Here is a 23,437-nt window from a genome sequence, read left to right as displayed (position 1 = left end):
TTATTAAACGTAATTGAAAATCTGAAAAAGCTGATCTTCAATTGTCTGGCATGAAGTTTCAGAAAATATTTATCTGGCTCATGGCGCTTCTTGGTTAGCAACTCGAAATAAACTCTTAATTAATGAATCCATAGAAGCATCGCGTTATGGTCCAGTCATTCGTAGCTTGTATGAAGCAATTAAAGGGAATGGTTTAAAAAACTAACCTTTCTCATTCTCAATGAGAAAGGACAACCTTATGAGATTGATGATATAGAAATTATCGAATTCTTAGAGAAAGTTCGCGAATCTACTTTACCTTTGACCGCAATTCAAATCTCTAATTGGGGTCATGAAACAGAAGACTCATGGAATAAAGTTTACAATGAACCTCAAGGTAGGTAATACAGTATACGCAACGATCAGTAATGAATTATTAAAATGTTATTTTCAAAAGAAAGGCAAAATAACTAATGGATTATGACAAGAAGTTCATTGATGCGCTTGTTGAACATGCAACTCAAAAATAACCAATCCCACTATTACCCAAGAAGAAGCTAATAGCTATAAAAAAATGGGTCAAGAAGGGCTTTCTATGTGACAAACACATGGAAATTGGAAGATAAAAAGTCGAATGGGTAAGGGAATATTTATTTTCGCTTCTTTATCCTTAATTTTAGCAGAAAATGTTGTTTATGATTTGCATATAAAAATTTTTGCTTCATTTAGACTAATTTTTACAGGATTTGTTAAGGATTTGTTATTTTAATATTTGTTGCTGTATATTGTAGATCCCAAACTTCCTAAGTTATTAAAAGATCTTTGGGGGTGTATTTCTTTTTTTCTGATTCAGCCAAAGATTTCAAATAAGCTCCTCTCTATCCAGGCGATGCCAATTCGTGACAATCTATGAGAGGAAGGGAATAAATGGAACAACCGATAATAGTCCTGTCTTTGTAAACCGTTATTGCCTTTCTCATTTGAAGCACACATGACACGGGGATTTTTAAATAATGCCAATATTGTATTACGAGCCCAATGAACCGATTTTTCTAGGTTCGCTAGATTTAAATGATGTTGGGGCGCAATCGCTCAGTCATCTTGGTGCTACGATGAATTTAATTAATCGTGGTGATCATATCACACCATAATTGATTAATGATTGGACCGAATAACAATAAAAACAGCCTGAACAGAAAATACTTGCATCTACTCGCGGTGCTGAAGAAACGATTGGGACTTATAATTGAACTTGTTAAATCAGGAGTTGAGGAGGGTTTAATTAAGGCGAAAGACGGTGAAAAAGAGATACAGAATATTCGAAAATCCCATTCTGAAAATTTATTTTTAGCCTATAAGTTCTTTGCCTCTCGAACAAGCCAAAAAATTAATGATGCTCAAAAACACGGGATTAATTTTTTATCGCCTATTGAAATCTAAATGGTCGTAAAACGCAAAACGTGACCGAACTTGCCTTAATCAAGGAAAATGAACGATTACAGTTGATTAATGCCGCAAGAGGGTGCTCAATAGACATTGTAAGCGTTAGACCACTTTCAAAATGTCTCACCCAAAGAAGTGACCGGATTATCACTAAAAATTCAAGAAACGCAAAAAAGGTATACTGCTGCTTCTGCTTTAAAATTTCTGCTTTTAAATTTTTAAATAACCCAACGACGTCCTATCAAGACATACTGAATGAAAGCACGCGATTAAATGCCAAACCGACCTTTAGTGAATAAGGTAAGATTAATGTTATCGAACAAGGTTCAGGAACAGTGCTTTATTCAGCACTCTACAGTAAAGAATTACAAAAGGCAGCAAATAATTCCTGTAAAAAAAGAAGTTTATTAATACCGGAAAATCTAACTTTAATAGTAAGAAGTTGAGAATAACTAATGCGAAATCTCCTTGCCAGATAAACACCGGATCCTGAAGCAATAACGAATAACCTACTGATCCGAAAGGATTTTTTAAAACGATGGAATTAGGTGCAGAAGAATTTTTTCTTAAATCCCATGTGCTGTTATTACAGTAACAGTATTTGTATTACAGTAACAGTATTTGCTACCACATGAACTATTCACGCAAAGAATTTGAAAAAATTAATGATAAATCGTGGGTGATTGAACAAGAAGCTAATGCCAGAAACCCTATAGCCCATTACCATTACGCAGGATTACTACTGAACTCATACTTTTACTTATTTTTCATTTGCTGTGGCTCATAGCCTAATCGATTGGGAGGGGTTAATTTTGCTGCACGACGATTGGCGTGTAATGGTAAAGGAATCAATAAAGATTTGGTGGACACTATTCTGAACAGCTCATTAGAGTGTCTGTACAGCAACTCTGAAAAAATTGGATTCTTGACGAATTTGTTAATCATCAAATCAAATCGAGCGCTTACAAAAGTTGTTTGAGGAATGACGTCACTTTGAAGACATAATTGATCGATCACAAAAAAGTATTTTCGCACAATTTAAAAGATTGTATTCTTGGATTTATGATCAACTCGAAAAGGGCCACGTGATTGCAGAGCTAATCCCTATTGAAATATAACAGATTCTTATTAGGAGTAAGGGCCCGTCCGCTTATAAGCTTATTGATCCTACGCTCATCGATCAAACGGAACGGTTTCGAACGCTCGTTCAAAAAAAGATATGGAATTAAACTTTCGAAGTGATTGTTTACTAAGGAGAAACTATTCGATGAACTAATCCGCTATTTGCAGCGTGAGGAAGCCGCTCGGAATTTTAAAAAGCCGGTTTGTCTTTTAACGCCGTGAGAGAAAATTTAAGGGCTTCGTGAGAAACTGTTAAAACCAAATGGCAAATTAAAAAGTAAGTATTTTAAAACGAGTGCTTATTCACGTTTAAAATACCTAGACGATCGCTCAAAGGGTGCACATTTATTGTTGTCGCGTGTGTCGCGTGAAAAAGCGCTCTAGCAGCAAAATCATTTTCCTAGGGTGTGGCCCTTTATCTTTTAGCAGGGAGTGACCGATTAAAACTAATACAAGATTAAGATTTACAGTTAAGACGCTACGGTCGATTTTTAACGGCGGATGACATGGGGCACGTTCCTAAGGGTAGTACTGGGACATTCGATGAATCTAAAGGCTTTTAAAATCACTAGGAAATTTTTGATGCGCTCGAAAAACGATTAAAAACATGAGCGAGCAGGAGTTTGTAATGACCATAAACGAGATAACACCCGTTTTTTAATCATCAATTATAGAGCGACTGAAGACAATCAGATGTTATTTCAATTTTTATTTCTGATTTTTAATCTGGAAAATTTGTAAATTTATTGAAAATTACCGACGAGTGCCAATTCCGAATTGATTGATCCAACTGAATATAGCGTTTTATTTAATAAAGAAGTAGAGAGGGTGTCACGATTAGGTTAAAAAATGGTGTACTGAAAGGTATCGAATTATGATTGACTGAGCCGTCTCGGTTGCGTCTTTTTAATTATCACGAAGGAGGCCCTTTTACCGCGGAGGAATTTAACGACACGTTAGATCATTTGTTCGTTATTGAGCAAGAAATTAAAGCGCTCACTATGAATCATAGGCTGCTTTTCTTAGTAAATAAAGCCTTAATTATCTGTTTGAGTTAACAGATGAACTATGGTTTTAACCCTAATAATTGAGAATGTTGAGACATACATTTGAAAATAGCGATTACAGATTTGGGTTGATAACGGACAAGGTGTAATAAAGAAATCAGATTTGTTTCCGGTACTAATAATTCTCTCAATGATGGGATTGAATTATTCAAGAGAGTTAGATCTAAAGAAGTTGAGAAACGAAATTCCCGATGAAGTTCTGAAAGTTCATTTTCATCATTAATATCACTTTTTAAATAGGGAAAAATAGAGTTTTTAAAGATATCTATGGCAGAAATTTCTTTGTGTTGTACCATTAATTCCCAAATCATGGTTTTTATTTTCAGTGAATGATGTAACAATCTCATCAAGGAATCTTCATTATTTCTCGCCTGTTGATGGTTTAGTATTTTTTTTAAAGTTTTTGAATCGTTAAAGAACTTAGAAAATTTTCTTATGAATTCTAAAATAATTTTTGAGACTTCTGGTTTGTCGTCTAAAATCAGTAACAGGAGAGTATTTTCATCTGTCTGAGTAGCTTGAGTTAGTATAGTTTCTATAGCTTTAGGATCATTAAGATATTTAATAATAAAATTTAAAAGATTTCTTTTAATTTTTGATTAATAAAATACATTTATCATTGAAATATTCATGTATTTTCTTGTATGAATAAATATTTTTTTAAGAACTTCTGATCTTTATTAATTGATTTTTAAATACTAATGAATTCAAAAAGAACGTTAGTTGCCTTTAGTCTATGAATTACTGCTATCATTTGCTAATTCGCGGATTACAAATTCTAATAAAATTTTTATCAGTTTAGACCGATATCGGAGTATTCCTTAGAGAGTCAACGTAAGCAACAGTCACATATGTTTTAATAATAATTATCAATTGGAAGGACTGAAATATTTCTAATGTATCTCTGTATAGTTTTTCTATTTATTTCATAAGATAAGTAATTAATGAATTAAAATTAGAAAGTAAATTTTTTTCTTTAATAAATTCCATTAATCGTTCATAATAATCGCGAAATTCTAATTGAATCTAATCTAACTTCTTTAAAAATTCCGAATATTATTTTTGATTAATTAATAATGTAGTGATAAAAATTAATTTATCTCCAGAAATTTTGAAAAGATTGATAAATTGAGGGCTAGTTAATATCATAAACATGAGTGTCGTAAATAGTGTCATTTTAATTTATTTCAATTTCGATTAAAAAATATTTTTACTAACTTGCATATTCATCAAGAATATTATATGAATTTTTTCTGTAAAATGGTTAAGAAAAAATTGCTTAATAAATTTCTCAAAATTGTCAGTCCTTACTAAAAGGTAGGAATTTCTATTTGTTTTAGTATTATTTGATAGCGCTGCATAATTTTTTTTAAAAGAAGTTTTTTAGACGCTCTGCCAACAGAATAGGTAAATTTAAATGAGTAAATTTTTTCTTTAAAGTGTTCCTTATAGTTTCTTCCTGCAAAAGGCATCGATAATTATCTGTGTCTCTTATTGACTTAGTCTCTTACTGACTGAATTCCTAGACCATCAGTAGCAGCGACAACAGTGATTTAATTATTTGTGTGAACTTGATCATTTTTTGATTGCAATTCAGCGACAAGTTTTCTTCAGATGCAGTAAAGTAATTGAGGGAATGTTGACTATTTTTGAAAGGAAGCTAAAATATTCTCGACATGGTCATGAAAACCATCTGTACATTGATTCATTTCTTCTACTAATTGGAAAAATAGTATTTCACGTGAATTTTTAGATAATTTTCCTAATTGCTTATCAAGAATGCCTGTTAATTGATAATAAATTAGTTTCAAAGAATCAATTAACAATGATTTAAATTGATACTTAGAGCTTTTCCCAACATGGATTCCAAATAAGTTTAGGGTGAAAGGAGAATTGTGTCCGCGATAGATGTTTTCAAATTGTATGAGCTAATCCTTCGGTGGAGAGGGGGACAGCTTTGAACGATCAATATCATCTAGCGGAATGTATTCAAAGGCTTTTCTAAATTTAATACTTCGTAAAAAAATGTAATAGGCATTTTGCATATATGAATCACCATTCAGCGGATTGTACGATTTTTATTTTATCGAGCAAAGTTACTAAGAGTGCTACAAAGTTACTAAGGGTGTTATTAGAAATGATATTATAACTTGTTAATCTTAGGGTTAATCTTAGGGAAAGTTTAGTTCCTAGGGAAAGTTTAGTTGGGCTATCAATTTTTTTAAGGTTTACTTAAGGTTTTGGCTCTATACTGATCGTTTCTGCCTCTTATGAGTGAGTAAACCAGAATACACCTTTGTCTGTGATGTTTGGGATGAGATGTGTTGGATCAGTTTAAACTCGGATTTAATATGCTTAGATAAATTAAATTCTATTAAAATCAGCATATTATAAAAAAAGAGTATCTTATTTTTAAGCCAATTTTGTCGGGTTTTCTTATCGGGTATTTTTATAAGCTAATCAATGGACTTGGAATGGATTCCCCGATTTTAATTAATTTGCTCTGGCGATGGGTTTATTGGCCTCTGTGATGCTTGTTCTTTTGGATTATACCACAGCTGCTAAAAAAGCAGCTTCTCGATTAGCATTTTTTACCAAAACCTACTCTCTCTATTTTTTTATATTGATTTCTTTTTCCGTTTTAATGAACGGTAATTCAATACACACCATTCTCACGGATCGATTGCGCTTTATTACACTTTGATATCAAGTCTTGAGGTTTAACACCACCACACTCTTGCAATGGACCACAGAAACATCTCTTTATTAAAGAGCTGTTGGTATGAGGACATACAAATTTTTAGCCTTTGAAATCTTACTGGAACCTCTAATTTTATTCTGATTTGATAAAAAACAGGTATATCAATTTTTTATAACGATGCTTATTACTTTTTTAATTGGCACCACTATTTATTATTTTCTTCCAACAGCAACGCCCGTTTCTATTATTCAGAGTCCATACTTCATCCTCAATACGTATTCGCCGTATATAAAATTCTATGAAATTGATCACTATCAAACCATTACCGTTAATGACACCAGTTTAATTGCTTTGCGCTAGGTAAAGCACTCAAATGGGGTCAAATAGAAATAAAATTGGTATTTTTAGGAAGCCATAAATTAACTTCTAAAATATAGAAAGCAGCTAAAACAGTAACTGTCCGAGCACCTAAAAAAGAATAATTGAATGATAATAACCTTCAGTAGCTACTAGATATTATAGGTAAAGCGAGCATTCCCCCGCCAATAGAAACAATTATGAGCAAAATTGTCTCGAAGACTTTCATTAATTTCGCTCTAATTCGTTTTATTCGTAATCGATTGTATAAAGAAGTTAGTTCCCACAGTGATTCTAGAGTATAGGAGGATCCGTTCATTGTAAAGATGCTTCCATCAATAAAACGATGGTTGATATTGAATTTCTGGAGAGCTTCCATCTCTTCCAATGTTAATTCTATCTTGAGAGAGTCGAAGTTTTCTTGCAGTTGAACGGGATTTACTGACTTAGGAATAACAGCAATGATTCGGTTTAATTGCCATGCAATTAAAATTTGAGCTGTGTCGTAGTATTATGCTTTTTAAAAATTGTGTTAATAGTAAAATTAGCAATTAAAGAAAGGTTATTTTCATCTTTGAGAGCTTGGGGTCGATCTCCTGAACCCAATGGCGAATAAGCGGTCATAACGATTTTATGTTCTTAGCAAAAACTTAGAAGTTTATCTTGTGCTAAGAATGGATGACTTTCTACTTGATTCACTATAGTTTTTAATCGAAGCGTGATTTAATATTTTTCTTAATTTAAAAATAGAAAAATTAGATACTCCAATAGAACTTAGTTAATTCTTGGGAAAATAAAGCTTTTATAGCTTGTTATGTGTGGTACTAAGAGATAAACTTTTCAGAGATATGTAATCTTTGGCATTTTCAGAAAGCTTATATCCCACTGAATACTTTTGAATTATGGACCAATGTATTAAAAATATAAATTTTAAATAATCGAGCTGTAAATCTTCCAATGTTTTTTACAGGCTGGTTCAATACCTTCTGGTGCATGATCGCTATTCCACAGTTTCGAAGTAATCCATAATTTCTAACGTTTTACTTTTCCATTCTTAAGTGCGTTGCTGAGAGCTTTCCCTATGGTTCTTTCATTGAGATAGATGGCCGCGCGGTCCCCCACGCAATCAAAATGGTGGCAGCCAATTTTGATTGCTTTATGGATAGATGTACAAAGCTCTTCATTTGGAAATTTCCAAGTGCCAAGCCAAGGTCAAGAAGAGGAAAACTTTGTCCTGAAGATAGAGTGACGTACTTCATGAGATCTCCTGATGAGTATTCTGCGAATCTAAGATTCCCAAGGGTATATTCCACTTTGAATAAGTGAGTAACAGATTAATACGGATTTTCTCTCTCTCTAGAGGATTTACAATATTAAGTGATTTAAATCAATAACTTATATAAATTTTTTAAGCGATGAGTTGTAATCAAATAAAGATTTGGACTAAATGGTAAAACTAAGATAGAGGGTTGGAGATTAGGAGTAATAACATGGATGGACCAAATCATAGGAAAAAGATGAGGCGGGAGTCTAAAGGTAGGAGAGAAAAGGGCTAAAAGCTTACAAAAAGATAATAAAAATAGGCCAGTGCCTTCTCAAGACATTTCCTTTTTGGAAGCGATAGAAGTTTTTACAGAGATGATTCTTAAAAAATGGAATACGTAAATTCGTTATGCGATGGAGAATCCTAGATTTTTTCAAAGTCGACCTCTTCAAGTTGATATTCTTTAGAGGATCCTTTATATCCGACTGAAAGGCAGATTGATTTAAGTGAGATGACTTTTCTGCCTACGAAGCTTATGTAATTAATAACATAGAAAAAGCCTACAAAGGCTATAAAAATCTTGATAAGAAATATCCTGAAGATACAATAGCTTGCTTTTATTTAAAGCGGTGTGAATCTTTGAGTGAGTAGGGTTTATCTTCATGCCACTAGATAGCTATGATAAACCTAATTTGGTAGGAAATTATTAATTTCTGATTACTTTTTGCTTTTTTATGATAAATTTTACACAAGTAGTCAGTTTCATTTATTTAAAATAATACTTTTAGGGGAAGAAATGTATAAAATGGAAAAAACCTATTCAAGTTTGGTGGTTGGTAATTATTTTATCAAACGGAACATGGAATTAGGGGCTCCTGATCGCAAATTGTCTGGTATGAAGCTTCAAAAAATGATTTATATGGCAAAAGGGGTATTTGGCTGGCTTCTCAGGATGGGATAAGCCTTTAATTGATGAATCTACTGAAGGATGGCGGTATGGTCTTCTAGTTCGAAGCGTTTACGATGTGACCAATGCAAAAGGTTTGGTAATGCTAACAGATCTCATGACCGATAGCCAAGGAAAGCCGTATGAAATGGATAAAAAATAAGTTATTGATTTTTATAAAAAATTAGGAAATCGACGTTCCATTTAACAGCTATCTAAATGTCCGCTTAGAGTTATAAGCTAGAAAGTCCTTGGAGCAAGATATAATGAGCTTCAAGGAGGCACATAGGGTATGAAACGATTAATTAGGAAGGAAGACGGTGTGTAGATAATGGATTACGACAAGAAGCTCATTGATGCCAATGTAGCTCAACTGACCAAAAACATAAGCAATCCCGATATTACTGAAAAAGAAGCCACCACTTATCAAAAAATGGTGGAGAATGCTCTTTCCCTGAGAAAGAGTCATGGCAATTTGAAAATAAAGAAAAGGATTGGAGTAGGATTGGTTGCTATAAGCCCAATAATTTTATTGGGGGATGTAGTAGCTTATGATTTTTACAAAAAACTTTTCCTCTTTTGAAAAATTTTTTTAACATGTATTATTCTGATTATTATTGCTATTTAGTGCATCGATCACCGGGTACACAATTTAGCACCGGGTACAAAATTTAGTAAAGTCGATACGGGAACTCATTTTACTAAAACGCCAACCTATGGGAGATTCCGAATAGTGTATTTAAACTGAATGATTAGGCTAATCAGCTCCCCCTTACCGCAGGAGAGGATCGATTATGACTTTAAAAGTCTTTATCTTGAATTGTACACTTTAAATATTCTCCTACAGTTTCGAAACCGAAGCTCTAATTAATAAAGTCTGTGAGATATTAAAAACCTTAGATTTTAGTTGTGAAATCGTTCGAGTGGTGGATCATAAAATTAAATTTAGTGTTTCTTCCGATTCGAGTGGCCAGCCATTCTTAAAAAAATTAAGTGATGCGACATATTTATTATCGAATATATCCATTTGGTTTGGTGTTCGTTCTTCTGTTGCACAGATAATTATATCGAACGATTGGATGGCACTTATGAAGAAACTGACTCGGAAAGATAGCAATTTCATTTTTATGGCAAGGTAGATTGGTGTTATTGTAATTGGAAATGAAGACGAAGCTCACGAAAACAGCGGGAACCATTTTATTTAATTTGTCATATTTAGGTTGCACCATTTCTCCAAATTCGGAACTGCTATTGGGTGAGAGATGCCGGTCCAGGACCGAGTTATATAAACGCCAGAGGCGACAAACATACGTATACAAATAATGGAAATTCACTATATGGCTCATAATTTGTCTTATATGGCAAGGCTTTTAAAGGAAAACCCCAATTCTAACTAATATTAAACAACTTGCAGAAAAATCGAAGCAGGAAAGTAAGGTTAAGTTGCCCTCAACGTCACGTGAATAGCAAAGAAAGGGAGCGAAGAAAGGGAAAATTCTGTGTTTGTTTAAATAGGTCTTAAAATTTATGACTACAATGAATTATTTCCCAAACTTTGATGATAATTGCTCTTGCAAATAATTAATCTTTCTAAAAGATGGGAAGTAACTTCTATTAGTCTAAATGAATTTGGAAGAGTATTTATTGAAAAATTTGTATCAGAGAGAAGATAGATAGCTTGAATCTCTTGAGGTAACTTATTCCAATAAAAACTGGCTTCTTGATTAAATTTCTCTATAGTGTTTTATTCCACCGATCCTTCCAGCAACATTTATTCATATTCAGAACATAAAAAGCATAAAACTGCTTTCGGTAGATTAGTACGGTAGAGTAGATTAGTAAGATCATACTATTGTTGAATGTCCATGTGTGTCATTAATATAATAAGTTATTTTCTTTGGTAAATTCATAAATCTGCATAGTTCTAATATGCCGGACAACCATTCGACGTGGGTTGATACTTGAGAATAAACTTCTTTCTCAGCGAAATTAAACCATGCTTTTAAATGTGCTTTCATTGCAATTAACAGATTTCCATTCATTATTTTTCCCTTTTGGTACCTATAAATGATGCTTATCGTTTAACAGAATTTCTAATTCGAATTAACAAAAAGCTCAGCATTTTTATCGAAAATGTCACTAATTTCCCGGTCCGTATAAGGGGGGCGGAGAGGGATTTACTTTTCCGTAAAGTATCAGAGTGACTCCCTCATTTTCATGTTGCGTTAAAATAACTCGGTTACTTAACTGACTACGATTTTTTTCCAGATACCTATCATACCAAAATTCCATACCAAAATTCTGTAGTTTCAGTTTGCAGGCTCATCATCTTGTATTATTATCTTGTAGTTGGTACCCTCTTCTTGTGAGGAAATAGAATAACTAAAGAATGGAATTGCCACCATAACAATCACCTAAAAAGGAGGCATTGGTATCCCATTGCTAATTTTTAGTTTCCCATTCTCACAGAATAATTTGGTTAGGCAGTCCGCTTTCTGTACAGACCCTTGCTTTTAAGTTCAAAATTATGGGTTTGTCTGTTTGGCTGATGAAGCTGATGGAGTAGTAATATCCCGCTAAAGCTACATTCATTATGCTGACTAGAAATAAAGCACCAAACACGAGCAAGATTAATTTATAATTCCCTTAGTTTGAATAAATAAGTTGGCATGACTGCTTCTCAAGTGTTAAATTATACGATAAAGTATAGCACAGAATAGCACAGATAAGATGATTAGTATCTTCCATTCTAGTTCATATTTTCTTTTTGATTGACTTTATTCTAAAATTCCTAGTCAGGAATAACTTATTGATTCATAATATATAATTCCAATAAAAGGAGTGAACAATGAGTGAAATTAGCCATGGTTCAAAAGTTCAAGGCTTTCCGAGATGGGGAAATGGATTTTCAATTGATTTGCCAATTAGGTTCAGCTAATTACGGAGGCACTTCAGCTGGGGGAAGTGTTTGCGACCATGGGGTGAATGATCGAAGATCAAAGACCTTCGGTCATAGGTTGAAGTTTTTTCTAACCTTGCGCTTTGAAAAATGGAAGACTGGGGATCAACGGGAAACTAAAAGATACAGTATAAGTGCTCGTGACCAATGGTTTAAGGCATGTAATTCCTTTTTTGCAGCAGAATACTATACACCTTGCCTGAAGCCAAAGCATAAAGAATTGGGTTTACATTCTGGGGCTTGTTTTATTAAGGCTATGAAATATATGGTCTCATTCCTTTGAGGAAAATATGCTTCCTTATAAGGGAAAAAATTATCTCCTGTGTTTCATGATACCTGATAAAACAACCCAAAAAAGAAAAACATTATTAATTGCGAGTGGATTCGATAGCACACTTGAGGAAGAATATTTAATATGTGGCCGTGTGCTGCCTTTGAAAGTGAGTATAATATTTTAATTTTCACTCTTTCCGGCCAAATGGATGTCTTTCGTTTTCATAATACCTATTTTGAACCGGATGTTGAAAATACTGTTAAGAATGTAGTAGATTTTGTTACCAAAAAATCTCGATTGATCCGCAAAAGCTGGCACTTATAGGAATTAGTTTTGGTGGGTATTTTGTAACACGTGCTGCAGCACATGAACCCAGAATTAAAGCATTATTAATTGCTGATTCGCCTATTGTAGATTTTAAAAGCTACATAGTAGCCTTTCAAAATTCCGATCCTGATGATCTTCCTCCTCAGAAAATTTTACGTGCGATAATATTCCTCATATCCCAGATGATATAATGCCCCCTCTTCAATTAAAGAAATGTATGATGTGTTAATGACTCGATTTAGTCAAAAGACCTTTAGAGAAACTTTCATTTACTTAAAACAATTTAAAATAGGAGAAAGTATTGCAAATATTCAATGTCCCTGTTTATCAATAGTAGGGAAAGGGAAAACTGAAGAAGCGGAGCGTCAATTTAAAGCCTTTTGTGAAGGGGTATTATCCGGATCAGTAACCTCCTCCTGTGAGGTTTAAAATTTCGAAGGTGCGAGGGAACGCATTGCTAAGTTGGAACCCCTGATTTTTTAATGTAGTTGCTTTGCATTGGTTGGATGAAGTATTTGCAAATACTGTTTTTTAAAAAACTGTTTTCTGCATCCCGAAATTAGTAGAAAGGAAGCCTTTATTAGATGAAGACGAATAAATTCTAGATTTTTCAAATAAAAATTAGGACATTACTCAAATTTAAGTTGCTTTCTTTTTAAATTTCCTTACAATTTGAGCATCTAAAATTTTTAATATAGGTGAAAATATGCCATCTAAAAAGAAAACTTCTCAAATTCAATTGACGAAGAAAAAAGAAAAGTCACTGACTTCAAAAATAATGGCTGTTAAAGAACGAATGATGAAGCTACAGGTCTTAACTCACTTGTCGGAAAAAATTGAACTTATAAAAAAGCAAGTATCTAAAGTGTTTGAAGCACTAGCTGATTTGACTCATGGGCATCTAAAGAAGGGTGGGATAGGTAAATTTGTGATTTCAGGGCTTGCAAAATGCACAATTAAGCGTAAACCTGCATCAAAAGCGCGCCATAGCATTAATCCATTTACAGGTGAGGCGATGACTTCTAAATCCAAACCGGATCGAAATATCGTTAAAATTCGTCCACTTAAACAACTTTTGAACAACTTAAATAAATAGTTTAGTAAGATAAATGAATGGGAGAGCAGTTTTTTAATTAACTAAGAGGAAGAAAAATGCCAAGACCAGCCAAATCTAGTACTATTAAAAAAGCAGAGTTGGAGGTTAAAAAATTAAAACTTCAGTTAAAAAAAATAGAAGCTAAAATCAAAAAACAGTTAGCTGAGGCTAAAAAGGCTAAGGCAACGAAAGGAAAGATAGCTAAAAGACGTGGCCGTCCTCACAAAAAATCAGTCTTACTCACTATAAGGGGGCAAAAAGAAGGAACAAAAATAGTCGACCCCAAAATACACAAAAAACGAGGTAGACCTCGTAAATTTATTTAAGTTTAGTAAATGTGATTGTTAATTGGTTAAATCGTAATTCTTCTCTGAGGCTTCCTCAACTTCCCCCTCTCCTGGGAGAGGGGATAATAGCAATCATCCTCCTCTTACGAACGGATTAATACTATTCCATATCTTGTTAGCATGGGCCGCTGTTATAGTTTGGATCTTATAAAATCTCACTAATTAGTTCCTTTAGAAACTAAGGTAGTCCACAATTAAGTAATGCGAAAGGTTTTATTTTTTTAGATAGTCTTGGTGACGTTGCCGTTAAGCAGTTTTTTCAACCAAACAGTGACTTTGATTTTTGATGTAATATTTATAATTGAAATCCTTGTTACATCCCAGCAATGCAAAATGTTTCTTTAATCTTCAATGTGCGAGATGTCGTTAGCCCAGATAAGGGTCTACCTTTCTATTCATAGAAATCAAAACAACCTATACACCCAACCTCTCTTTCAAAATGAGAGATTGACTAACGTTTGTGAATATTATTCCAATCGGGTCAGGACTTTTATTGTACTGGAAAATAAAAAGTTCCTACTCCGTTGAACGTCTCTTTGGACGCCAGCTTCATCTGGTAAGTACAAGCAAAATTACCAATGGAATTTACGAATTTCAAATTCTGGAAGCGGTGGTAATTGTTTTATTGATTTGAAGAAAATATGTTGATCTTTTTAAGGAATAATTGCCAGCTAAGATTTAGATCCCGAAAACTCTTTATGACAAAGAATTTTCGTCAAGTTTAAAAGAAGTTAGCTGAAGAGTATTTTATTCCAACAATAACACTGAAGGAATCTTATGGGGATAAAGTACTTTAAGTATCATATAAATTGTCCTGGAGATTCCTGTCATCAAACTAGCGGTAAAAGTGATTGCTAGGAATACCTGTACTAATGGCGTTTTCTCAATTTTTGTTAAGATTGTCTCAAGAGGAGTTAAATAATCTTCTTTTCTTGTAAGGATAAATTCTAAGTCGCCTAAATCACCATGACATAAGTTTATATATTTACGGAATCCATTTTGATAAATATTCTGGCAAGCTAATTTAATTTAGCTACTATTTTTCTTATTTTACTATCTTTTTGATAATGCTAATTTAGAAAGAGCTATTCCAGTTGTGCTATGACACTAGTGGTGTGGATAATGAGTTCTTTTTTAAATTTACATTCACGTTTAAATTTACATTCACGAAGATCTGGCCAGCCTTGATATTCTTTCGAAAAATAAGAATATTAGTAGCTTATTGCTTTTTAATCCACTTTTTAACCATTATAGTTAGGATTAATTTGATCATATCGATCGAATGCATAAATAATTCTAGATATACGATGGACAAATCCTAATAATTGCTTTTTCATGATCGGATTTTTTATGGAATTGGGAAGAATTTGAGGATCGTTGTACTGTCCAATAAGTGATCAACGCACATCTTTTTAAGAAGATCAAATTTTCTGGGCACTATAAGTTTTTGAGCATTGATTAACGCTAGCAAAGATTAAGCAATGCCGCTGATGATATAAAAATGATTATCTTTGAGTATCATTGTGAACAAATGATTACAACAATGATCGATATCTGACGATATCTAATTTTAATGATTTTTTATCTAACCAGTAATAAAAATATTTTAACACATAGATTATTCAACCCAATCTTGAAAAAGCTCCAACAGTCGTTAAAAATTAGATTTTTTATCTGAGATGGTAGTACTTAAACTGTTTAAAAAATAAAGGACTATTTCAATATCATCGAAATTATTTAATAACTTTCATTCATAATTAAAATCAAGTATAATACTCGATAATCCGTAGTATAAATTAATATCTGTCATCTTTGGTTATAAAAATTTTTGGAATTCTTCTGTATACAAGGAAAAAATATTCTGTCCAGATTTTATATTTTTTGAGACTCAATACTTCTAGTTGTTTTGAATGAATTGAGTAAATTCTGTTTTTTTAAGTTCTTTTTTTATTTTTTATAAGTTTAAAATATGAGTGTTCAGGTTTATGCTTATTTTCGTTTAATGAAGCTGCTTCAAAATAAGATCTAATGATATTAACTTGTGTTTCGCAATATTTTTCTGAAAACCAATTATTTAATTAAATTTTAGTTTGCTCAAAGCTATTGATTATAATAGAAGTCTTAATAATTGAAGTCTTAATGAGGTGATCAGAACTATTATAAATTTCTAGACTATCATTGTATGTATAAAAATAAAGAATATCGCTGTATTTTAATTCTTTTTTTGCTCAAATAAATTAAATTATTATATGCGTTATTTTTAATTTATCAAAATAATATTTTCTTTTTCTCTATCATACATCTCTATCATACATTAATATTAAGTGATAATTATTTAAAATTTTAGAAAAGTAATTAGTTTTATTTCTAAAAATAATCTGGGTCTTCATATTTTTAAACTCATATAATTCGATTTTATCATTATTAAGATTGTGTTTATTATTTAGAAGAGTTTTATACATCTACTTAAATCCATAAATAAAATTCTCGCAATAGTTCAGGAGATTGACTTCTCTTTCAATTAAAATTTTCCTATTATAAAATGTATCAATATATTGATTTACTCGTTTCAGTAACATTTCATCTGTGCCTTCTTGATCCTAAACTATCGACTTGCTTTCAACGATTATTTTTTCAAGAAATATAAATTAAAAATTTAGTTTTTTCTTATTTTTGCTGTGATAGAAAATAAGTATCATTTCCATAATGGTAATTTTTCTGATATATACGGAATCATGATGCTCTCAAGATCGATAAGTAGAGAAAATTCTCTATGAAAAATAATATTTTCTGACGGATATCAAATCCAATAAGTAGCCCCATCACGGTAAGAAATACGTTAACCGATGGTAATAATTTTTTAATTTCTTTATATTTCTGACAACTTTTAACATCCATAAACTCAGACCAACCATAATTTTATTTTTCAATTATTGTTAGACTTTAAATTTAAGATTATATCTATTTTCAGTTAAGAAATTAATTAATTTATAAAAATATATCGGGACTCATAGATTTTATTTTATAAAATATATTTTTCAACTTATTTTTATTTTAAAAATTTATGATGAGGACGCCATGAACTTGGAAACGGAGATTACCGAAAAATGAGATATCAGATATAAATTTCTATCTTAAGAAAAATAGATCGAAAACTATTAAGAGAAGTCGAATAGACAGATTTAGCAAATAAAGATATTTTAATGCATGCTAATTTTTATAGAAAAAAAGCTAAAATAAATTCAGAACGATATTTATATAAATAAAAATTTATTTAAAATGGGTGCAGACTCTTTCATGGTTTTAAAATATTAAAATAAAATAAGCTAATCTAAGCGTTTGAAAGGTTTTTTCACTTTCTAGTTTATTGAATTATCATCCGATTCAAAAATTAAGTTCTTATTTGAATAAAGAATTTACTGATGGGAATATCTTAGAAGCATGAACTCACGAAAAATTTTAATCATTGGAATGTCTTTCCGATTTCCAATGTCCAATTCGATTATTAAATTTTGAAAAAACTAAAAAACCTATGTGGAAGGAAATAGTTTTTGATTTAATTTAGTGAATCTAAATTAATTGAAGCAGACTATTCATCTTCTTTTCTAAAAAAGGAAATTTTTTCCTGTTAATAGAATTAAAATTAAAATTGATTTCAAATATAAATAGCTACTAGTATTAGAACTTTAAGTACTCAACTTTCTTATCAATTAAATTTTCAAAGAAAAATTGTTAGTTTAAATAAAGATTGCTCGACAGATCTATTTCCTTTATTGAAACTTGTAATGAATTGATTGAAGGAAGAAGCAATATTGTGATATAGCAAGTCTGTTTCCATCGAACTTCAACAGATTAAAAGGTATTTTTAAGAGATAAAAGGTGTTTATTTTTCTGATGGGCATGTCGTCCATTTTTACATAACACTAATGGGATAGTTTTTTTAAATGGAATAGGAATTTTTATTTTAAAATAATTGGAAAACACTATTTCAGATCGAAATACTATTTATTCTATTATTTAATAGATACGGAATCAATAATGACGGATCCGATAAACTTAATTATTTTGAATCCAGTGTGAATGAATAAGATTGTTGTATTCAGTCAACCCTGACTAATTCTAATATTTCGGATGAGGATGTTAGATTTTTGGAAGCGCATGGGACCAAAATGACCTTAGGCGATTTAATTGAAATGACATCCCTAATCTAATTGTACCAACATTTACTAGAAAAAATAAATATTTTGTCTTTAGATCTGTGAAAAGTAACATTGGTTATACTGATATTACTACTTGTATAGACAGATTAATAAAATCGGTTTTTTTATGTTCCTATTATCAAAAAATATTTTGACGATCAATTTTTAAAAAACCAATCCCAAAATTTTATTTGAAGTGACTAATCAGATAATTTTAGAGCGTCTTTCTGATGACCAATGTGTTGATCAAATACACGACTATTTAGGTAGAATCATTTATAAAATTTCTTATTATTTATATTGAAAATATATAAAATTTTGTTATCTTTTGCAATAAAATAACTTAAAAAATCATTATTCTTTCTTCAATTGAAGAAGTAATCCATAAAACGGATTATGACTTTGGATAGGATAAGGATTTATTTAATAGATACGAAAAAATAGAAAAATAAATAATAAAAACAGGAAAATAAAAATTAAATCTGAAAGAAAATCTCATCGATAAAGAAAGGAATTTTATCTACTCGTAAATAAAATTCTATATTTTTTTATAAAAGAGAAAAATTATTTCAATTTTTGGTATTTCTGTTGATATTACCGAACGTAAAAATATCGAAAAGGAGATGCGAAAATCTAAATAGGCAGTTGAGGTATTTAATAAAGTGAAAAATAAATTTATCGCTAATATGATCCATGATATTTTCATTCTTATTGTAAAGATCTTGGATATGATTTAGGAGCTTTTGAATGTTGACTAAGAAATAAAGTTATCTGCTAATTATCTGAACTATCTAATATCGTTAAAATTATTCGTCGAGATTCTGAACTTTTATGAAAGCGACTAAAGAATTATTAAAATTTTGTAATGAGATTTTACAAGTTTTTCGATTAGAATAAGTTAAAAAAATTAGAGTTCTAGAAGTACTTAATTTACATAAATTAATAAAGCACAATATTGAATTGCTTTAACCAGTAGTACATCACAAAAAATCAAAATTGTTCTTATAAATAGTTGAATAAGTTCCTCAATATCTCGAAGGAATAAAAATCTATCTTGACAACATATTGCTAAACCTAATCAGAAATGCGTTAAAATTTACAGAAACTAGTTTTTTTAAAGTGAGCGTATATTTTTCAGATAAAATCATTTCGAATTATCAAATAAAAGATAGCATTACGATTCAATTTAATATAGAAGATAGTGGTTTGATACCTAATGATAAATTTAAAATGCTATTTGAGGATTTTTCGCGTCTCATGCCATCTTATGAAAAATTTTATAAGGGAACAGGTATTTAGGTTTGTATATCATCAAACGTTATATTGATGCGATTATAGTAAGCACTCCTTTTGCTGTTTCTGATTATGCCAATCGATCCAAAGTCTCTATAAAAAAAGAAAAGGTATTATTAAAAATATTGATTAACGTTTATTTCTTCACCTTATTTTTCTGGAAATTATAGGTAGTATTATTGAAACTTATTTTTAAAAAAGCAGATGAAAATATTATCAATCCCATTGTTTTTATTTATTTTTTTGAAATGGGAGTAATTATCTTATATCGAGGATTTCGTAAAATTAATTGGGTGAAAAATTTAATTCGGCTAATTCATAAAATATCAAGATGAAAAACCTACTCAATGATTATATTTTCTCATTCCAATCGTATTATAGTTGGATTTTCTCATGTGGTTGGTGGTGGGATGGGGACTAATCACCTTATCATCGTTTCTGACGCAAGATAATGAAGAGCCAAAGTATACAGTAAGTACAACCAATTTTTCTGAATTTCTTATTTCAGTGAGTTCTTTTCCCATCTTTCTTACGGCGATTAGTATTTCCATTTTCCTATTATAATAGGGTTAATTGTTGATGGAGGGATTGTTGTCCCTTTATCTGCATTTGTTATTCATTGTTTGATTTAAAAATTATTACTCTCAATCATAGGATTCTTAGTAATTCTGGTGAGTATAAGATGGATCATTTTCATTTTTAATGTTATCAAACTTTTCTAAAAACAGTGTTCTGACTCTGAAATAACTAGAACGACCCGTAATGAATGGGTGATCTCATATAAGTGATCTAGCTCTTTTAATTAGAATAAAATCAGTACTTTTTTAATAAACTTTTAAAAATCAATTTTGAAAAAAATGGAAATGTTATAAATTTTGAAAGAAAATTACAGTAAAAAATCTCGAATCACATATTTATTACAAAATATTGGATAAAACGACGAGTGTCTTTTTGTTTCTGTTAGATAGGAGATTTAAACTAAAGAAGTTTTTTGTACACTTTAACACAAATTAAAATGCTGAATTGATACTAAAACGTCGTTGTATTGGTAGGCGATGCTTGTCAATTTCTAGATTTAATGGCAGGACAAGGAGCTTTAATGGAAATGGCTAGAGACTATACTTTATAGACAATATTGAATCAAAATAGGAGAAATTATCAACATGTCAGAAATTACTAAATATTTTTTTCTGGATAAGATTTTTAATCTGTATACAGATTGAATCATAATTTTATTTTTAATACTTTTAAGCAAAATAATTTTGAGATCTCCGCGCAAGAAAGTGTAAACATGGTATTTAAGTATTTTTCGAAGTTTTTCAATATCTAATTTGGAAGTTTCCATTTTTGATTAAAGTAATTAAGTCTCATCTAAATAAAGCAAGAAAATAGTAGATTTAAAAAAATCGTCTAGAAAAACAATTTGTCAATAACCGACGTGAATACCTTAAAAAAGTAAGTTTATGTAAAGATACTTGAAGAGAAATCAATTGATTGTATTCATTATCAAAAATAATTAGTTCGATATAAGATTTTATTTTTTATACATAACTGTTTTTATAATTTAAGAATTCTTAATCGTGAGAATATCCTATTTGATTAGACAAGCTAACAAGCAAGACATAGACAGCATTGATTCACTATTAGAATCTTATCAGAGTTTTTATAAGCCCGCATGAGAGACAAAAAATTATTTCGTTTATTGAGACATGTTTACGTCGACAAGAAATGTTAGTATTTCTTGCATATGATACTTTAAACCCAAAACATCATCGCGTTGTTAAGATTGATTAGTTCTATCCATTATTTAGCAGATTGTCGCTCGATAAAATTTAGATCTTGCAACACTCGTATATTGACGAAATGCATAGAGGAAAGGGGTATAGGAAAGATTTTCTTAATCACGTCAAAAAATTTTTTATAAACGATAGTATTTTTAAAATTATTATGAAAACTAACCATAATAATCTCAATGCTCGTACGAGTTATAAGTGTTATGGTTTTAACTTAGATAATAAATATATTTCTTATCTTTTTTCTATAGAATAAGATTTATAATTTTTTCCATATTCGTTACATAAGAGAACTAAACCAACGCGTTAAAATGAGAGTGCTAAAAATTATGATACATTTAAAGATTTTTTTGATCTCACTTGTAGCACAGAATCTCAAATTTTTTATAACAGAATATAGTTTTCAAGTAACTGGATCAAATATTAACCAGAAGATACCTGTATCGAAAAAAACCAAAGAAAACAAAAAAACAAAATGAGATATTAAAAATTTTTTCAATTTGATAAAGTTCTTTTCACGATCAATTAAAAAATATATTATCAGGATTTCAAAAATATAGAATTAATTCATTTTTTTATTATAAATTTAAAAAACGTAAACGAAAAATCTTAATCGACATAAATATCTCATAGATCCAATGTTTACATGATTCTTGTAAAGATTTCAAAATAATATTTTAAAAAAATTTTTTGGATTATTTTTTATTCTATAAAAATCTAGATCAAAACATTAAATAGATTATTAAATCTGAATCGAATATACTTGTATAATATATTTTTTAATAAAAATTTTTGTGAGGTCTTCTATTTTATTTAATCGAATAAAACTAATATCGCTAATAAAAATTTATTTGAATGACAAGAAAAATTAGTTGAATTTAATGTAATTTTAATAAAGATTTAAAAATATTATTAAAATTTTTACTTTAATTGACGAGAATATTAAATCGTTTTCGCAGATATTAAATTCTAATAGTGTTTCTAATCCTACAGATGAATTTAATATCAAACAATACTATCTGAATTATAGTTATAAAAAAATTATTTAAAAATAAGATATTTTATATTAAAGGAATTGATCATTGGAAAATCACACGAGAAAATTCAAGAAGAATGTGGTATTTATTATATAAATATATTTATAAATAATTAAAATAATCTTTCTTTCCAGATTAGTTTACTTATTATTAAATTCGTTTAAACTAAGCACTTAAGAATATATGGTTTTTAATTTTATAATTATTTTAATAAATTATCCAAAAACATTAAAAAAAATATGTATGTGGTTTTACGAATATTTTATTTTTATTAATAACTATAATATCAGACATTATTAATAGAGAAGGTTTATACGTACTGTAGTAAAAATTATCGTATTTAATAAAGATTCCGCTATTCGATCAGACCAAAGAGCCATTCATAAAAATATCTTTTGATAAAACAATATTAAAAAATGTTTCAATTAGAGTATATTTAGATAGTTCAGATTTAGAAATATTATCAGCATATAAAGAAAGGACAAATTATTAATTACAAGAGCATTTCTTTTGTTACTAACATTTTTGAGATGAATACCATGAATAATCATCTATTAAAAAATATCAAGATCATTAAAATTTATAATAAAATATAATATAAATAGATTATATCTGATTATTTTATAATAAAAACTAAATAAAACTAATATAAATTATAAAAATTTCCATTTTTTATTTTAATTACTGTAATAATCATGAAGTCTATCAATTAAATGAAAAAGGTAAAACAATTGTATAAAAAGGAGAAATAACTTATGATGCTAACTTCCATTTATTATTAAATCAAAATCATTAAAATATAATTTTAATGATTTTAATAATTTTAAATTTAGTTCAATTATACATATTAAAGAAAAAATTAGAAAATATTTATAAAAATTTTAGAAATCAATTTTCAAGTTATAATTAATTAATTGAGAAAATAAAAAATTTATCCATTGTATGTCTATTTCGATTGTGAATGTATTGATGATATTTATATAGAATACAGAGAATACATGGTAAACAAAAAATATTTATCAAAAATCGACGATTTTTGATAAATACTATACTTGGATTTACCAAAATCTAATTGTTTTGTTACTAATAAATCCGATGTAGAAGTGTACAAATTATCTATAGATTCAAATAAAATGGAGAGTCGTAGTTCAATGAAGAAAAGATAGAAAAGACAAAAACAATGATGACAATGCGTCGGTGATATAACCATAAGCGGCTGCTTTATTTATTAAC

19 protein-coding genes are annotated in these 23,437 nt (G+C 30.0%); 14 read left to right on the top strand and 5 right to left on the bottom strand.

Annotated elements, in window-relative coordinates:
* The first annotated feature begins 992 nt into the window (after positions 1–992).
* The 3 genes from MRH55_RS05850 to MRH55_RS05840 all read left to right on the top strand — a co-directional run bounded on the left by MRH55_RS05850 (position 993) and on the right by MRH55_RS05840 (position 3,602).
* A complete protein-coding gene (locus tag MRH55_RS05850; RefSeq protein ID WP_304985290.1) occupies positions 993–1,130 on the top strand; it encodes a hypothetical protein in 138 nt (45 codons plus the stop codon).
* Positions 1,131–1,212: 82 nt separating this feature from the next.
* On the top strand, positions 1,213–1,419 hold the full coding sequence (locus MRH55_RS05845) for a hypothetical protein (RefSeq protein WP_304985289.1): 207 nt from the start codon (positions 1,213–1,215) through the stop codon (positions 1,417–1,419).
* A 2,003-nt stretch (positions 1,420–3,422) separates the two neighbouring features.
* Positions 3,423–3,602: a hypothetical protein gene (locus MRH55_RS05840; protein WP_304985288.1), complete on the top strand. Its 180-nt coding sequence runs from the start codon at positions 3,423–3,425 to the stop codon at positions 3,600–3,602.
* A gap of 8 nt (positions 3,603–3,610) precedes the next feature.
* Here the strand turns inward: MRH55_RS05840 and MRH55_RS05835 are convergent, their stop codons facing one another.
* On the bottom strand, positions 3,611–3,958 hold the full coding sequence (locus MRH55_RS05835) for a hypothetical protein (RefSeq protein WP_304985287.1): 348 nt from the start codon (positions 3,956–3,958) through the stop codon (positions 3,611–3,613).
* A gap of 1,296 nt (positions 3,959–5,254) precedes the next feature.
* Positions 5,255–5,422, bottom strand: coding sequence for a hypothetical protein (locus tag MRH55_RS05830; RefSeq protein ID WP_304985286.1), 168 nt, complete (start codon positions 5,420–5,422; stop codon positions 5,255–5,257).
* 1,067 nt (positions 5,423–6,489) lie between these two features.
* On the opposite strand from MRH55_RS05830, the gene MRH55_RS05825 reads away from it, so the two are divergent.
* A complete protein-coding gene (locus MRH55_RS05825; protein ID WP_304985285.1) occupies positions 6,490–6,672 on the top strand; it encodes a hypothetical protein in 183 nt (60 codons plus the stop codon).
* 139 nt (positions 6,673–6,811) lie between these two features.
* Here MRH55_RS05825 and MRH55_RS05820 read toward each other — a convergent pair whose 3' ends face one another.
* The gene (locus MRH55_RS05820) at positions 6,812–7,123 is read right to left on the bottom strand and encodes a hypothetical protein (protein ID WP_304986152.1); all 312 of its coding nucleotides are present in this window, start codon (positions 7,121–7,123) and stop codon (positions 6,812–6,814) included.
* A gap of 1,615 nt (positions 7,124–8,738) precedes the next feature.
* Here MRH55_RS05820 and MRH55_RS05815 point away from each other — a divergent pair.
* The 3 genes from MRH55_RS05815 (at position 8,739) to MRH55_RS05805 (ending at position 9,462) form a co-directional block, all read left to right on the top strand.
* Positions 8,739–8,894, top strand: coding sequence for a Panacea domain-containing protein (locus MRH55_RS05815; RefSeq protein WP_304985284.1), 156 nt, complete (start codon positions 8,739–8,741; stop codon positions 8,892–8,894).
* Complete coding sequence (locus MRH55_RS05810; protein ID WP_304985283.1) at positions 8,869–9,042, top strand: hypothetical protein; 174 nt, start codon at positions 8,869–8,871, stop codon at positions 9,040–9,042. Before MRH55_RS05815 ends, MRH55_RS05810 begins: the two co-directional genes overlap by 26 nt.
* Positions 9,043–9,210: 168 nt before the next feature.
* Positions 9,211–9,462, top strand: coding sequence for a hypothetical protein (locus tag MRH55_RS05805; protein WP_304985282.1), 252 nt, complete (start codon positions 9,211–9,213; stop codon positions 9,460–9,462).
* A 1,261-nt stretch (positions 9,463–10,723) separates the two neighbouring features.
* On the opposite strand, the gene MRH55_RS05800 is transcribed toward MRH55_RS05805, so the two are convergent.
* A complete protein-coding gene (locus MRH55_RS05800) occupies positions 10,724–10,921 on the bottom strand; it encodes a hypothetical protein (protein ID WP_304985281.1) in 198 nt (65 codons plus the stop codon).
* 822 nt (positions 10,922–11,743) lie between these two features.
* Here MRH55_RS05800 and MRH55_RS05795 point away from each other — a divergent pair.
* The 5 genes from MRH55_RS05795 to MRH55_RS05780 all read left to right on the top strand — a co-directional run bounded on the left by MRH55_RS05795 (position 11,744) and on the right by MRH55_RS05780 (position 13,861).
* Complete coding sequence (locus MRH55_RS05795) at positions 11,744–12,121, top strand: hypothetical protein (RefSeq protein WP_304985280.1); 378 nt, start codon at positions 11,744–11,746, stop codon at positions 12,119–12,121.
* A gap of 281 nt (positions 12,122–12,402) precedes the next feature.
* Positions 12,403–12,630, top strand: coding sequence for an alpha/beta hydrolase family protein (locus MRH55_RS07880; protein WP_369421546.1), 228 nt, complete (start codon positions 12,403–12,405; stop codon positions 12,628–12,630).
* A 22-nt stretch (positions 12,631–12,652) separates the two neighbouring features.
* Positions 12,653–12,868, top strand: coding sequence for a hypothetical protein (locus tag MRH55_RS05790; RefSeq protein ID WP_304985279.1), 216 nt, complete (start codon positions 12,653–12,655; stop codon positions 12,866–12,868).
* A 277-nt stretch (positions 12,869–13,145) separates the two neighbouring features.
* The gene (locus tag MRH55_RS05785; protein ID WP_304985278.1) at positions 13,146–13,535 is read left to right on the top strand and encodes an HU family DNA-binding protein; all 390 of its coding nucleotides are present in this window, start codon (positions 13,146–13,148) and stop codon (positions 13,533–13,535) included.
* A 98-nt stretch (positions 13,536–13,633) separates the two neighbouring features.
* Positions 13,634–13,861 carry a hypothetical protein gene (locus tag MRH55_RS05780; protein WP_304985277.1) on the top strand — a complete coding sequence of 76 codons (228 nt, stop codon included), beginning with the start codon at positions 13,634–13,636 and terminating at the stop codon, positions 13,859–13,861.
* A 768-nt stretch (positions 13,862–14,629) separates the two neighbouring features.
* Here the strand turns inward: MRH55_RS05780 and MRH55_RS07875 are convergent.
* Complete coding sequence (locus MRH55_RS07875) at positions 14,630–14,863, bottom strand: hypothetical protein (RefSeq protein WP_369421544.1); 234 nt, start codon at positions 14,861–14,863, stop codon at positions 14,630–14,632.
* Positions 14,864–17,979: 3,116 nt separating this feature from the next.
* Between MRH55_RS07875 and MRH55_RS07870 the strand changes: the two genes are divergently transcribed.
* Positions 17,980–18,093 (top strand): hypothetical protein, encoded by a 114-nt coding sequence (locus tag MRH55_RS07870; protein ID WP_369421542.1) that lies wholly within the window; start codon positions 17,980–17,982, stop codon positions 18,091–18,093.
* Positions 18,094–19,146: 1,053 nt separating this feature from the next.
* On the top strand, positions 19,147–19,380 hold the full coding sequence (locus tag MRH55_RS07865; protein WP_369421078.1) for an ATP-binding protein: 234 nt from the start codon (positions 19,147–19,149) through the stop codon (positions 19,378–19,380).
* Positions 19,381–23,437 lie beyond the last annotated feature (4,057 nt).

Origin of the sequence: Coxiella-like endosymbiont (assembly GCF_030643785.1) — a bacterium.
In the GTDB taxonomy this organism is placed as follows: Bacteria; Pseudomonadota; Gammaproteobacteria; order Coxiellales; family Coxiellaceae; genus Coxiella.
The sequence above is the reverse complement of the archived record's forward strand: the minus strand, read 5'-3'. Positions and strand labels throughout refer to the sequence as shown.